At 54.4% G+C, this 14,411-nt stretch carries 14 protein-coding genes; 10 read left to right on the top strand and 4 right to left on the bottom strand.

Going from position 1 to position 14,411, the window contains the following annotated elements:
- Nucleotides 1-49 precede the first annotated feature (49 nt).
- From rpsF to rplI, 3 genes are all read left to right on the top strand, one after another.
- Nucleotides 50-526, top strand: a complete 477-nt coding sequence (rpsF, locus tag H6815_13095; GenBank protein ID MCB9861378.1) for a 30S ribosomal protein S6 — start codon at nucleotides 50-52, stop codon at nucleotides 524-526.
- A gap of 180 nt (nucleotides 527-706) precedes the next feature.
- Nucleotides 707-1,132, top strand: a complete 426-nt coding sequence (gene ssb, locus H6815_13090; protein MCB9861377.1) for a single-stranded DNA-binding protein — start codon at nucleotides 707-709, stop codon at nucleotides 1,130-1,132.
- A gap of 148 nt (nucleotides 1,133-1,280) precedes the next feature.
- Nucleotides 1,281-1,844 carry a 50S ribosomal protein L9 gene (gene rplI, locus H6815_13085; protein MCB9861376.1) on the top strand — a complete coding sequence of 188 codons (564 nt, stop codon included), beginning with the start codon at nucleotides 1,281-1,283 and terminating at the stop codon, nucleotides 1,842-1,844.
- A gap of 75 nt (nucleotides 1,845-1,919) precedes the next feature.
- Here the strand turns inward: rplI and H6815_13080 are convergent, their stop codons facing one another.
- Nucleotides 1,920-2,708, bottom strand: coding sequence for an SDR family NAD(P)-dependent oxidoreductase (locus tag H6815_13080; protein ID MCB9861375.1), 789 nt, complete (start codon nucleotides 2,706-2,708; stop codon nucleotides 1,920-1,922).
- 311 nt (nucleotides 2,709-3,019) lie between these two features.
- Between H6815_13080 and H6815_13075 the strand changes: the two genes are divergently transcribed.
- Together H6815_13075 and queF are read left to right on the top strand one after the other, a co-directional pair.
- Nucleotides 3,020-4,090, top strand: a complete 1,071-nt coding sequence (locus tag H6815_13075) for a tetratricopeptide repeat protein (GenBank protein ID MCB9861374.1) — start codon at nucleotides 3,020-3,022, stop codon at nucleotides 4,088-4,090.
- A gap of 31 nt (nucleotides 4,091-4,121) precedes the next feature.
- The gene (gene queF, locus H6815_13070; protein MCB9861373.1) at nucleotides 4,122-4,502 is read left to right on the top strand and encodes an NADPH-dependent 7-cyano-7-deazaguanine reductase QueF; all 381 of its coding nucleotides are present in this window, start codon (nucleotides 4,122-4,124) and stop codon (nucleotides 4,500-4,502) included.
- On the opposite strand, the gene H6815_13065 is transcribed toward queF, so the two are convergent.
- The 3 genes from H6815_13065 to H6815_13055 form a co-directional block, all read right to left on the bottom strand.
- Nucleotides 4,499-5,494 carry a pyridoxal-phosphate dependent enzyme gene (locus tag H6815_13065; protein MCB9861372.1) on the bottom strand — a complete coding sequence of 332 codons (996 nt, stop codon included), beginning with the start codon at nucleotides 5,492-5,494 and terminating at the stop codon, nucleotides 4,499-4,501. The genes queF and H6815_13065 overlap by 4 nt on opposite strands.
- The gene (locus H6815_13060; GenBank protein MCB9861371.1) at nucleotides 5,491-5,685 is read right to left on the bottom strand and encodes a hypothetical protein; all 195 of its coding nucleotides are present in this window, start codon (nucleotides 5,683-5,685) and stop codon (nucleotides 5,491-5,493) included. The genes H6815_13065 and H6815_13060 overlap by 4 nt, the downstream gene beginning before the upstream one ends.
- 81 nt (nucleotides 5,686-5,766) lie before the next feature.
- Nucleotides 5,767-6,486: a hypothetical protein gene (locus H6815_13055; GenBank protein ID MCB9861370.1), complete on the bottom strand. Its 720-nt coding sequence runs from the start codon at nucleotides 6,484-6,486 to the stop codon at nucleotides 5,767-5,769.
- Between the two features lie 307 nt (nucleotides 6,487-6,793).
- Here H6815_13055 and H6815_13050 point away from each other — a divergent pair, with 307 nt between their 5' ends.
- From H6815_13050 to secD, 5 genes are all read left to right on the top strand, one after another.
- The gene (locus tag H6815_13050) at nucleotides 6,794-7,801 is read left to right on the top strand and encodes a hypothetical protein (GenBank protein MCB9861369.1); all 1,008 of its coding nucleotides are present in this window, start codon (nucleotides 6,794-6,796) and stop codon (nucleotides 7,799-7,801) included.
- A gap of 66 nt (nucleotides 7,802-7,867) precedes the next feature.
- Entirely contained in the window at nucleotides 7,868-8,893 is a 1,026-nt protein-coding gene (locus H6815_13045) for a rhomboid family intramembrane serine protease (protein ID MCB9861368.1), read from the top strand.
- A 9-nt stretch (nucleotides 8,894-8,902) separates the two neighbouring features.
- Complete coding sequence (tgt, locus tag H6815_13040) at nucleotides 8,903-10,138, top strand: tRNA guanosine(34) transglycosylase Tgt (GenBank protein MCB9861367.1); 1,236 nt, start codon at nucleotides 8,903-8,905, stop codon at nucleotides 10,136-10,138.
- A 171-nt stretch (nucleotides 10,139-10,309) separates the two neighbouring features.
- Complete coding sequence (gene yajC, locus H6815_13035; GenBank protein ID MCB9861366.1) at nucleotides 10,310-10,804, top strand: preprotein translocase subunit YajC; 495 nt, start codon at nucleotides 10,310-10,312, stop codon at nucleotides 10,802-10,804.
- 71 nt (nucleotides 10,805-10,875) lie between these two features.
- On the top strand, nucleotides 10,876-14,367 hold the full coding sequence (gene secD / locus H6815_13030) for a protein translocase subunit SecD (GenBank protein MCB9861365.1): 3,492 nt from the start codon (nucleotides 10,876-10,878) through the stop codon (nucleotides 14,365-14,367).
- Nucleotides 14,368-14,411: the final 44 nt, after the last annotated feature.

Genomic DNA, 14,411 nt, shown 5'->3' with positions numbered 1-14,411 from the left:
GAGATCACACACGTTCAGAGAATGAGAACGAACCCAAAGGAAGAGTGATATGGAACAACGATTTGGAATGTATGAGTGCATGTTTCTTGCAAGCCAGGCAACCGCAGCAGACTTCGCGGGTCTGATCGAGCACATCGACTACCTGCTCGGTCGTGCAAATGCGGAAGTCATCTCAATGCGCAAGTGGGACGAACGCCGTCTCGCCTTCCCTATTGAGAAGCAGAAGCGGGGCATTTACATCCTTGCGTACGTCAAGGCTCCTCGTGAGATGGTGACAAAGCTTGAGCGTGACGTTGCTATCTCGGACAAGATCATGCGCATGCTCATCGTTCGTGCGGATCATCTGTCACTCGAAGAGATGAAGGCGCAGGATGGGCGAACCGAACTGGCAACCGAGGCCAAACTCCGTGCAACGCAGGCCGAGGAGCAGACACGGCGAGGCGAGGCCGTTGTCGCAGGTGCCCCAGAACAGCAGGAGGAGCCAGAGGTCGTTGCAGCCGGTACGGAAGAATCTGACGAGGATTAACCGCTTGTCTGCTTCAGATCGGGTTTCGGCTGAAACCGTCAGTCCATGCCATGTTGCACCAGTCGATGAATCGGGTATCATTCGGTGTATAGGTCTTTGTTTGGGGTCATTCCACCGGAGCGATCCAGGATGATCTCGGGTATTGACCAGCCCGCACAACGTCTCGCGAGGAAGTAAAACATGGCAGGCAGCTTCAACAAAGTGATACTCATGGGTAACCTCACGCGCGATGCCGAGGTTCGCCAGCTTCAGGGCGGCAACGCCGTCGCGAAGTTTGCGATTGCTGTAAATCGCAAGTGGAAGGGGCAGGACGGCGAGTGGAAGGAAAGCGTCGACTACATCGATTGCGAGGCGTGGGGACGCTCAGCCGAGAACATCGCAAAGTACTTCTCAAAGGGCAGCCCAATCTTCATTGAGGGACGCCTCAAACTCGACCAGTGGCAGGATAAGGACGGATCAAAGCGTTCCAAACTTGGAGTTGTCGTTGAGAACTGGACCTTTGTTGATTCAAAGGGAGGTGGCGGGAGCAGTGGATCGCGCGAGCAGTCCTACGCGTCTGCATCTTCCGGCAGTGACTCGTTCTCGGATGATGACATCCCATTCTAACGCGTTGTGTTTGATCAAACACTCGAATACAGCGTGTGTGTGACATAACATCGTGGCCCCGCACATGCGGGAACCGTTGGGGCAGGGTGCTCTGCTCCTCAACTCCAGCAGCACTCCAACTGCTGGCAGGACAGCGAAAGGTAAGATCATGGCAACAAAGAACATCAAACTGCTCTTGACAGAGAACGTCGACAATCTCGGAATTGTTGGCGATGTCGTGAACGTCCGTCTCGGATATGCCCGTAACTATCTGCTGCCTCGCAGCATGGCGATGCAACCCTCGAAGGAAGCGATTGAAGCGCTCGCCGCCAAGCGTGCCGAAGCTGAGAAGATGATGGCGGAGCTCCGCAAGCAGCGCGAGCAGGTCATCGGGAAACTCGAAGGCTTCGAGATGACAATGAGCCGCTCGTGCAACGAGCAGGGCATCCTCTATGGTGCGGTCACACAGAACGATATCGCATCTGGACTGAAGACACTTGGATATCAGATCAAGCCTCGCGAAGTTCGCCTGCCTTACGCCATCAAACGGATCGATAACTACGACGTGCAGGTGAAGTTTGCGAATGATCTCTTGGCAACAATCAAGGTTCACGTCGTGCCGGATCGTGAAATTGATCTTGATGACAAGACAGAAGACATGGAGTTTGATAACGAGGGTAATCTCATCGAAAAAACCGCTTCAACTCCAGCTGAGGCAAAGTCGGAAGGCTGAGCCGCACGCCACTTCGATGTTTGAGCAAAGACGCACGCCATATGGCGTGCGTTGTTTTTATTTAGTCGTATCACATCAGGGGTATTGCTGGCGAGTCGGCCTGATCATCAACTCATTGATGTGAACGCCCGGCGGTTGCGAGAGCAGGAACATGATCGAGCGTGCAACATCATCTGCTGAGAGTGGCGGGCTGATTGTTTCCATGAACTGTCCAAATGACACCGGGTCGTAACCTGCCGCACCCTGAAACTCTGTTTTGACAATCCCCGGTTCGATGAGTGACACGCGGATGCCCTTCGGCGCAGCAACACGGCGCAATGATTCTGTCAGCATGTGCGTTGCTGCCTTTGCCGATCCATAGAAGGACGAAAACGGTGAGAGATTGCGTCCAACTGTTGAGCCGATGACAACCAGATCTCGTGGCAGCTTTGGTGGTTCACCCTCATTGCCGTGGGTTGGTGCGAGACTTTCCATCCGTTTCGTTCCGTCTCGCATGAGTCGTGCTGCACCAATCGTCAGCACATGAAAAAGATCCTCCCAGACTGACGCATCAGAATCCAGCACATCGCCACGAAGTCCTCGTCCAGCATTGGCCACAATAAGATCAGCCTGCCGACCATATCTGTTCGCAGCCGAATCAAGCATCTGATCAATGACATGCTGGTCACCGGCATTGCCCGCAAAAACCGCGATCCGATCCTCTCCCAGTCGACGCGCAATATCCTGAAGCCGGTCTCTCCGACGCGCATTGATAACAAGCCTCGCGCCTGCAGCGTGGAGTTGCTCTACTAGTGCCTGGCCAATTCCAGCGCTTGCTCCCGTGATAACGCCGATTCGATCGGAAAAGTCGGCTTCTGAAGGCATGTTGTATCTCCTGATTTCTGAGTTTGATCCTCGAACTGAACCGGCAGGATACACCGGCTGACAACTTCCAACCAGTTCTGCTATCCGGACCAGAACGCGTGTGATCCGAGGATGTTCGGTTGATGGTCAAGATTTATGTTTGGCTCAGCCGATGGTCCGGTACGAAACCATGCTTGCAGGCAAAGTCGAGCGACCGGCGCTAGGCTTGGCTCTCGCACTTGAGCTGGACATGCGCACAAACAGCGTGGTTGCTGAACATCGGACACGTCTTTCGCGTATCTTGGGTCTGTTCTTTTGGAGTACCACATCGCATGAGCAACACGATCGCACATCGTTCGGGCTTGCAGATGAAGCCAGCATTGCTCTGCGCAGTGAGTCTGACATTGCTTGGTACAACTGGGTGCGGAACCGGTCGCTGGCTTGGTTTGGGGGGCAGCGAATCCTCGAACAACGCAAAGCCGACCGGTAACAACACCCCAAGCCCACAACTGACAAACAAGGAGTTTGCTGAGTTCGCAATGGAAAACGCCAACTCGTTGCGTCAGCAGGGGTTCTATCAGGACGCGCTTCGCGAGCTCCAGCGAGCGATTGCGCTGAATCCGGAACTTCCGGCAGCCTACGCACAGGCTGGCGATATCTACCGCGATTTGGGAGAGTACCAGCAAGCAGAAAAATCATACCGCGAGGGTGTTCGCAAGAATCCTCGCGACTTTGACAATAACTTCGGTCTTGGTCTGACACTCCACCTTATGAACAGGCTCTCAGAGGCGGTCCGAACCTATCTTGTCGCGCTGACAATCCGACCGGACGACTTTGAGACCAATAAGAACCTCGGCATCACCTATCTGCAACTGAATGAGCCACGACAGGGACTTCCATACGCGGTTCGTGCAGTAGAGTTGAACCCGACATCGGGTCCTGCTCGTGTGAATCTCGGCGCGATCTATGCTGCGCTCGGCGATGACCGGAACGCAGTGGTGGAGTACCAGCAAGCAGCAGAACTGATGGAACTCTCACCCGAGTTGCTGCTGAATCTTGCCGAGAGCCTGCGCAAACTCGGTCGCGAGGAAGAGGTCTTTAATACGCTCAAGCAGCTTGTCGCAGTCAGTCCGTCGGCGGTTGCCCATGAACGTCTTGGAGCAGCGCTGTTCCGCAATGCGGAATATCAGGCCTCATATGACCAGTTCCAGCGGGCACTTGAGTTTGATCCAGATCATTACCCCGCGCTCAATGGGCTTGGCGTGTACAAACTCAACGTGTATTTGTGGAGTGACAAGCGCGACCGCAGTGCGATGAACGAGGCGATCACCGCATTCCGTCGTTCGCTCCAAATTAATCCATCCCAACCGAGAATCATTGAACTGATCACTCGGTACAACTAGGCATTGTCGGGGCAACGACTTACAGTCCCGTATGCCCGATCCCGCATTCCTTGAAGCATTTGAAACTCCCAGCGACACGCCGTTCGTCATCGAGCATGTCATGGAGGAGTTCACGTCTGTGTGCCCAATCACAGGCCATCCCGACTTTGCACAGATCACACTCCGGTTTGAACCTCGCACATCAAGTAACGGTGGTGTGTGCGTTGAGCTGAAATCTCTCAAGCTGTACCTGCAGTCATTCCGCAACGAGGGCACCTTCTACGAGGCTGCGACAAATCGCATGCGGGACGATCTTGTCAAACTTATGCAGCCTGCATGGCTCCAGATCCACTCCCGATGGAAGGGACGTGGCGGTATCTGGTCGATTGTGCGCGCTGAGTTCGGTGATATACCGGCACGATATCAGGTTTAAGTCTCGCGGTACTGATCAGCGAGTGCGAAGTACTCCGGCAGCTTTGCAAGATCTACATTTCCGCCGCTGACAACAATGCCGACACGCTTACCCTGCCAGTGTGCTCTCTGCGCGATGAGACCTGCAAGAGACACCGCGCCGGTCGGTTCAACAACGAGCTTGCACATCTCAATCAGCATACGCATCGCGTGCGCTATTTGTGGCTCAGTCACCGTGTAGAACCCGTCAACCAACTCCATGACGACTGGGAATGTGTGCTCGCCAAGTGAAGGCGTGCGTGCGCCGTCAGCGATCGTCTGGGGATGATGAACAGAACACAGCGTCCTTGTCGCGAAACTGCGCGCGGCATCATCTGCTTGCGATGGCTCTACTCCATACACCTTGCAGTGTGGCAGCAACGACTTTGTAGAAATCGCTGTCCCAGAGAGCAATCCGCCGCCACCGCATGGTGCCAGAATCGCATCAAACGAGCCTGCGTTCTCTATCAACTCCAGTGCAGCAGTTCCCTGACCAGCAATGACATGTGGATGGTTGTAGGGTGGAATGACTGTCTTCCCCGTATCGCGAGCGATCTGATTGCAGATTGATTCACGATCCTCTGTAGCTGGGTTGTACTGCACAATTGTTGCACCAGCACGCCGCACTCCGGCCACCTTGACAGCTGGCGCGTTGTCGGGCATCACAACTGTGGCAGCAGTATTTCTGATCTGAGCTGCCCTTGCTATCGCCTGCGCGTGATTGCCGGACGAGTATGTGATGACACCCCGCGATCGCTGATCCGGCAAAAGCAGTTCCATTGCATTACTTGCACCACGGAACTTGAACGAGCCTGTTTGTTGCAGGTTTTCGCACTGGAGAACAACGTCTATACCGAAGATATCACACAAGGCTGGAAGACGCAACTGTGGGGGATGGTTGATGTGGGGAGAGATGCGATCGCGTGCAGCCAGAACGTCATCAAACGTAACAGAGAGTGCATGCTTTGTGTTCACGCATGCTCCTCGTGATACTCGTCGAACTCACCAGCTTCTTCCTGTTCGTCGAGATATTCCTGCAGTTTGCCCATCTGATATGAGACAAAGCAGAAGATATGGTGCAGCGTTAACCACTCCACGTCAGCTTTATCTTCGGGCATATCCTTGCGAAGACGATTTAACTCAGCGAGCAGCACTTCGGCCTTCATGCGACACCTCCCAGCGGTCGCTGGCATGGTATCGATTCGCACACTCGGTTCTCAAGCCAGCAGGCGCACACTGATCGGAAGTTACTGCTTTTCGCTCAGCCGAATGAGCAGTTCCTCGATGAACGCAGCATCCTCGGTAAACACCCGGTCGTATGGTGCCCATTGGTCACGACCACCATCGGTTTCTGCAACAAGTTTGACTTTGTACATCGGGGGGTGAGCCTGCGACAACGCCGTCACGACACGTGTACGAACACGGTACGGACCAAACTGTGGGTGCTGGAATGTTTCGATCGCGCTGGAGGAACGGATATAGCCCGACTCCTTGTCCATGGTCTCGATTCCAGTGTATCTGCCTGAAACAGCATCCACAACGCGACGCCATGCGTCATCGGATGTATATCGCGGATCGACGGGCACGGTAATCCAGTGATTTGCTGCATCGCTTTCAACGGTGCGCGAATACGCGCTGTCTGCGTGAAGAATCAGTTTGATCTTGCCATGATTGATGTCTGGCGTGCTGGAAGTGACCTTCATCACGGTATCGAAGTACCCGGGCACGCTCGCAGTGATTGTCTGAGAACGACCGAGCGAGAAGTCAAACTCGTGCAGCACCGGCGACAGACCAATGATCGCATTGTTCACGCTGATCGCTGCTCCAGAAGGCTCGGAGACGATCGCTGTGCCCGCGACATTGTGAGTCTGGCAACCGACGAGGGCGCTTAGACAGGCGAACAGTGCCGCAGCGCGCAGGCACCGAAAGGAAGCCGAGTTGACGAGCGATTTGTGCGCACAGATCATGTGCCAAACCCTCCGGGGTGTGTCAGAAAGGACATCTCTGCTCAGAGACGGTATCCATCTCACATCGTCAGAAAAATGGTACCAGATCAGACCCCTATCAGATCACATGGAAGAAAGTGGAGTGAGTTCGTGTTGAGTTCAGGACCGAAAACTGTTTGCAACTATGATGACGCAGAATGGGTGCATCTGACTGATATGAGTCATTTGCTTCAACCGATCGGAACCGTGTCATGTTGAAGTATGCTGTGCGGGTCTTTGTGCAGGAGACATGCGGGTGAGTGGATATAAAGATCAACCATCAAACCCAATGGGCTGGTCACTGCCACTGTTCACATTGTGGGGGATTCGTGTCTCGGTCCACTGGCTGTTTATCGCGTGGATTGCGTTGTCGATGTACCGCGAATCTCAGCATGATCAGCCCGAGTACCTGCTCCAACTGGCAAGCTACGGGATCATCTTTGGAATAGTGCTTATCCATGAGTTCGGGCATTGCATCGCATGCCGGAAGGTGGGGGGACAAGCAGACGATATTCTGCTCTGGCCGCTCGGCGGGCTTGCCATGTGTAAGCCCCCACACAACTGGCGTGATGAGTTGATCACTGTGGTTGGTGGTCCGATTGTGCATGTATTCTTGTGGCCGATTCTTGCAGCGGCGGTGTATTTCACAAAGAGTGGTTCATTGCTGTTCCCGCTGTTCGATCCCTGGGCGGGGCTTGCAATCGCAGACATCCCGCACGGGTTGTTGTACTTTGCCTATTTCATCAACATTCTGCTGTTTTTGTTCAACATGCTGCTGGTGATGTACCCAATGGATGCTGGACGTGTGCTCCAGTGCGTCCTCTGGTGGAGACTTGGAGAGCGACGATCGCGCGATATTGCAGCAACGGTCGGACTGATCGCTGCGGGTGCAGTTGTGGTGTATGGACTGAGCAACGAAAAGAGTCTGCTCGTCACCATTGCAATCCTCGGTGGGTTTGTCTGCTGGCAAGAAAAGCAGAAGGTCAAAGCTGGCGTATACAACGACGACGTGTTTGCGCCAGCCGGTGGCTGGCAACCCTCGGGTCCCGGCGATGGGCGGGGTCTGTATAACTATGACACTGGATATGCAGAGGATGAACCGAAACAAACAAACGCAGAAAGACGACGTGCACATGCTGCCGAGAAAGCTCGTCAGAAGCTGCAGGAATCCGCAGAACAACAGCAGGCAGAACTTGATCGGATTCTGGCCAAAATAAAACGGGACGGAATGGACGCGCTTACCCGAAAAGAGAAAGCGTTCCTCGAGCGCGACACCAAACGACGACGCGGGGCATGAGAGATTTCAGTATGTGTTCGGGTGCGGTTGTGAAATACCGCCAGCAGCAGATCGGAATACCACGGTATGGGCATTGCTGATCGTGATTACTACGGGGCCGACGCAGGTCGAGGCGGGGGACGCGGATTCGGGGGCAGCCGGACTGGGATGGCCTCGTTCCGGTTTGTTAGCGCAAATACGTGGATCATCATTATCAATGTTGCTGTGTTCCTGCTCGACAGAGCGCTGCTCAGTATGCAACTGGGCGGCGAATACCCTGTTGATGGAGGAGGCAAACACAATGGTCCAATGCTGTACGCATGGGGACACTTTTCGACCTATCTTGGATTTTGGCCGAAGATAGAAGTGTGGAGACTCGTCACGTTTCAGTTCCTCCATGCGAACTTCATGCACGTGTTCTTCAACATGTTCGGATTGTTTATCTTCGGAGCAATTGTCGAACAGCATCTGGGGCGTCGCAAGTATGTTGCGTATTACCTTGTCTGCGGCATCTTCGGTGGTCTTGCCTACATGCTGTTGAACCTGCTTGAAGCTGTTTTTCATATCAACGTACCTGGAAACTTCGGAAACCCATCTACACCGCTTGTTGGCGCGAGTGCGGGTGTGTTTGGTGTAATCGTTGCGTGCGCGTATCTGATGCCAAACCAGCGCGTCACACTGATCTTTCCGCCGATCCCGATGAAGATGAGCTGGATGGCCTATGGGTATGTTGCGCTTGCAATGTATAACTTGATTCGTGGTGGAGCGAACGCAGGAGGAGAGGCGGCCCATCTGGGTGGAGCGATCGCAGGCTTTTTCTTCATCAGGAACTCGCATCTGCTTCGTGATTTCTTCGATGTGTTCGAGGACAGCCGAAAACCAAGGAACTCTGGCGCTCCAACGCGCCCTCCCAAGCAGAAAAAGCCTCGGGGAGGGTTCAAACAAACCGAGCCGGTCGGTAAGATCGGCGCCTCGCGGGCAACAACATCTGATGAGAAAGAACTGGATCGCCTGCTTGCGAAAGTATCTGAGTCCGGCGTTGGCTCGCTGACTGACTCGGAACGCGAGTTTCTTCAGAAGGAATCCGCCCGCAGGCAATCATCAAGCGGATAATGTCCGCTCATGCCAGCGCTGACATTTGACATACTTGCAAAGGACACGACCACGCACGCAAGAGTCGGACGTGTGCAGACACCGCACGGAGCGTTCGATACGCCTGCGTTCATGCCCGTTGGCACGCGCGGGACTGTCAAGGGCATTCTTCCCGAGTTGGTCGCACAGACCGGTGCTCAGATCCTGCTCAATAACACATACCACCTGCTGCTGCGTCCAGGGCACGAGCTTGTCCGGACGATGGGGGGCGTTCACAAGTTCATGAACTGGAACGCGCCGATCCTCACAGATTCAGGCGGGTATCAGGCGTACTCACTGGCAGACACAAATACCATTAACGACGACGGTGTCACATTCAAATCGGTTGTAGATGGGTCGATGATCCATCTTTCGCCGGAACGTGCGATCGAGGTGCAGAACGCGCTCGGTGCGGACATCATCATGGCATTTGATGATTGTCCACCATCGATTGATCCCGGCGTACAACCGCATCATCAGCCGCGCCTTGCGCAGGCTGTTCAGCGGGATACTCGCAGTGCCCGGAAGACATACGACCATCGTGAGCGGTTACGCATCGCCAATGAGCGAACCGTGCGCTGGCTCGAGCGATGCAAGTCAGCCCACGCTCGGCCAGAGGAACAGGCCCTCTTTGGGATTGTGCAGGGTGGCGTGGATCTTGACGAGCGATTGTGGTCGATCGAGCGCATCTGTGCGATTGATTTGCCGGGGTACGCGATTGGCGGAGTCGCAGTCGGTGAATCGCCTGAGCAGATTGCACGTGTCGTTCAGTTTGCTGCACCGCAGATGCCCGAGGACAAGCCTCGCTACCTGATGGGCGTTGGGTACGAGGCCGATCTACTGACAGCTGTGCGTGCTGGCGTGGATATGTTTGACTGTGTGCTTCCCACGCGAAATGGCCGAAATGCCAATGCGTTCACTTCGACTGGACAGATTCGGCTCAGGAACGCGAAGTACGCGGCGGACACATCCCCGATTGAGCCAGGGTGTGATTGCCCAGCATGCAGACTGAATGAGGCTGGTTGGTCGTTCTCACGCTCGTATCTGCGCCATCTTTTTATGGTGGGTGAGATGCTTGGCCCAGTTCTGGTAAGTTTGCACAATCTCAGGCATTTTCAGCGATTTATGGCTGATGTTCGGGGTGCTATTCCAACGTCAAACTGGTCGGGTATAGAAGCCAAGTGGCCAGTGGCTTTTCGAGAAACGGCATCTTCGCTGGATGAGTAAATCTCCTGCAATCTGATCTCGTATTTTCCCATGTAGTCAAATCCCAATCAGATACCGGTCAGCGCGGGTTTTTTGGCAGTGCCGACCTATCCTTGGGGTTCCGTGTTGTTGCTCATGGTGTGACGCTGTCGTGCTTCGCGTCCGTTGTTTTCCCTCAGGAGTAGACTGCTCGTGTCCACATCCTTCGATCTCCATCTCACACAGTTTTCCACATATGTGTTTGTGCCCCCGGTTGGCGTGATGCAAACATCCGGCATCGGTCCGAGCGACGGCGCAGGTGCTGAGGTCGCCCCTGTGACTTCACAACCAAGCAGCACTTCTCCGCAGAATGGTGGCCAACCAACAGGGAATCCATTCGGTCCCATGATCTGGATCATCCCGATCATGCTAATTCTTCTGATGGTCATGAGCGGGGGCGGACAGCGGAAGGAACGCAAGCAGCGTCAGACAATGCTGGGTAGTCTTGGCAAGCACGATGTCGTGCAGACCACGGGCGGGATCATCGGAACCATCAGCGAGATTCGTGACAACGAGGTTCTCCTGAAGATTGATGAAGCCAGCCCATCGCGGGTTCGCTTTGCAAAGTCATCGATTCAGCATGTGATCCGGTCTCATGCCAGCAAGTCCGATGCTCCCAAGGAAGTGGAGATTGCTGCTGCGTCGTAACGACATACGCCCTGTTGTTGATTCATTGCTTGTCTGTAGAACTGTTCTTGTGAAGAAAGAGAACGCTTCGAATGCTGAAACACTCTGGTCGACTTCTTGCGATTTCTGTTGTGTTGATCGCTGTGCTGTTCTGGCTGGCGGTATTCCCACCTGCAGAGAAGCTTCGCTTCGGTAAAGACCTGCGCGGTGGTGTGAGCGTCACCTATGGCGTTCGTATCGATCCGGGCGAGGATCCATCTGTCGTGATTCCTGCGATGATCGAGGTGCTCAAGTCACGTATCGATCCGAACGGCCAGCTCGATATCACGATGGTGCGACAGGGCAACGATCGCCTTGAGATCACGATGCCAGCTCCGAGCGAGAAGATTCTCTTACAGCGGCGTGATGTGAACGCGACTATCGACTCGATTGAGCAATCGGCACTGACTGATGCCATTATTGATCAGGTGCTTGCAGCTGATGCGGAGGGGCGCCTGACGGTGATTGAGTCGAGCGTTTCAAACACTCAACTCCAGGACCTGTTGAAGGCTGTTTCGACGGCATCGGATGCTGCTGTTGCGGCGATGAATGAGTACCAGCAAGGGGTCGAGGCTGGTGAGCCCGATGCAAAGCTCGATGAACTCGCAGCTGTTGCTTCAAAGACGGCGATCGCGTATGACGATGCTCGTGCAACAGCGCAGGCACAAACCATCACTGCTGACCAGATTCGGACTGCCTTACGCACAAACAATCAGGTCAGCAGGAAGTACGATCGCGATCAAAAGCAGGTGATCGAACTGAAGAGTGAACGGGATCGCGCGTTTGAGACATTGCAAGAGCAATATCCTGACAGGGTTGATGACATCAAGCGAATTCGCGCGGCCTATGAGGACTACGAAAAGAACCGCAAAACTCTGGATGATCCTGATGATCTGATCCGCATGCTGCGTGGCGCTGGCGTGCTCAGTTTTCGTATCACTGTTGACCCCGGCGAGTTGCCGAATGAGGCTGAGATACGCGAGCAGTTGCACGAAAGCGGGCCACAGTTTGCAAATACCCGCGATGCTGGTTGGTACAAGATCAACCGTATCGAGAACTGGTTTGATAGTTTAAGTGAGAGTGAGAATCTGCGAGCAGATCCCGCTTCGTTTTTTCGCAGCCGCCCACCCGGCTTTGTCGTCGAGGAATATCGCGGGGCGTATTACATGCTTTGCTGGGATGTTCGTGGCAAACGGTTGACCAAGAACGAGGGCACGTGGAAGGTTGCGAGCGCATTCCGTGGGATTGACGAGATCCAGCGTCCTGCGATTAACTTCACAATGAATCCGAGTGGCGCTTCGCTGCTCGGTAAGTTGACTGGCGCCAACATCGGAAAGCCGATGGCGGTGATTCTTGACGATGAGGTCATCACAGCACCAACACTCAACGGCAACATCACATCCAGCGGACAGATCTCCGGCGACTTCCCGGTCGACGAGTTGAACTACATCATCCGCACACTCAACGCGGGCTCATTGCAGGCAAAGCTCTCGCCACAGCCAATCAGTGTCAACGAGATTGGCCCGGATCTTGGGCAGGACAACCTGGATCGTGGCATCGAAGCCGGACTTATTTCGATCGCGATCGTTGCAGTGTTCATGCTTGTCTACTACTTCCCGACGTGCGGTGGCGTTGCAGTTGTGAGTCTTGTGTTTACTGCTGCCATGATTCTCATCTGGATGGCACTGAACCAGTGGACATTCACAATGCCAGGTATTGCCGGTATCGTGCTGACATTCGGTATGGCGGTCGATGCGAATGTGCTGATCTACGAACGCATGCGCGAAGAACTGAATGGAGGCGCTGATGTACGTGACGCCATCAGGCTCGGATACTCAAAGGCGCTGTCGAGTATTGTTGACGGCAACGTGACGAACCTGATTGTGTGTCTTGTGCTGCTGCTGCCGAATGTTGCAACTCCCGAGGTTCGTGGTTTTGCGCTGACACTTGGCACAGGTGTCGTGATGACCATGATCGCTGCCCTGTTCCTCGGCCGCATCATGTTCGGGACATTGTTCCAGGTCTTCGGGTGGAAGCGGATCTCGATGCTGCCGATGTCTGTGCCAGCGATCGACCGCCTGCTCACTCCACGTGTCAACTGGATCAAGATGAAGTGGGTGTTCCTCCCGATCTCGCTGACATACGTTGCGATCGGACTTGTCATGGTGTTCGGGCAGAACGTGAAGATGCTCGATATCGACTTCCGCTCTGGAACACAGGTGACCCTGCAAATGAAACAGGAACAGCCTGAGTCTGAGCAGCGTGTCATGCTGACCCGTCAGGAAGTTGAGGATCGTGTCCACGAGATCGGCAACACTGCTGAGAACGAGTCAGCTGTCAAGGCATTACGAACCGCTGAAATCATGCCGTTGAATCCGCAGAATGACGGAATCACATCGGATACATTCATTATCAAGACATTCGCCACGGATAAGGATGCGGTTGTGAACTCGCTCGTTGAGACGTTTGCTGACGTGCTTGATTCACGTCAACCCCTCTCAGCGGATGGACTGGACACCGACGAGAACACGCCAATCCCGGTGTATCCAGTCAATAAGCCCCGTCTGGGAGCAAACTTTGACAAGCCCGAGTTTCTTCAGGACGTGCGCGACTGGCTCGGTGGCGCGGTGATTGTGCTGAATAACCTTGATCCTGCTCCAACAAAGGTCGATCTTGAGACACGGCTCGGCGAGATGCGAGAACAGCAGGACTTCTCTGATATCTCGGGCAGAAAGTGGGAGGTTCGTGTTCTTTCGGGTTCGGATGATGCAGTCACAAGTGCAGTTATTCTCGTTCATGACAGCGCAATCAATAACCATGAGAATCCCGACGGATGGACAACGCAAGTTGCAGGTCGCGAGTGGGAACTTGTGACCGAGGCGCTGCAGCGTCCTGCACAGGTTGCCGGTGTGCAGAGTTTCTCGCCAGCAGTCGCACGAACATTTGCTGCTCAGGCGATCATCGCGATCATACTTAGCCTGCTGATGATCACTATCTATATCTGGGTACGCTTTGGTAACATGCGATACAGCATCGCTGCAGTTGCATGTCTGTTCCATGATGTGCTGACCGTGGTCGGGCTTGTTGCACTTGCGGAAATCCTCTGTGACACACCGGGTGTTCAAAGATTTGCACAGGCGATCGGTCTGCAACCGTTCAAGATCAACCTTGACATGGTTGCTGCGATTCTGACAATCATCGGGTACTCACTAAATGACACGATTATTGTGATGGACCGTATTCGCGAAAACAAAGGCAAGCGTCCGGTCGCAACGGTTCCAATTGTCAATCTCTCGGTAAACCAGACGATCAGCCGAACAATTATTACGTCTGGCACGACCCTGCTCGCTGTGATTATTCTGTACCTCTTCGGCGGTGCGGGCATTCGCGGGTTTGCGTTCGCACTGCTCGTGGGTGTCGCCGTGGGGACGTATTCGTCCATCGCGGTGGCTGCACAGTTGGTGGTTGGGAGCCGAGGCTCCAAGGACGAGCCTGAGGTCCCGGCAACTCCGACATCTCAAATGATCGAGGCCGAGCCGTCGTAGCAGCCCCTATAATCTCTGCATACTCCAGTCGGTGGTTCAATTGT

It is taken from the genome of Phycisphaeraceae bacterium (assembly GCA_020639155.1).
GTDB lineage: Bacteria > Planctomycetota > Phycisphaerae > Phycisphaerales > UBA1924 > JACKHF01.
This window is presented reverse-complemented; position numbering and strand designations above follow the sequence as displayed.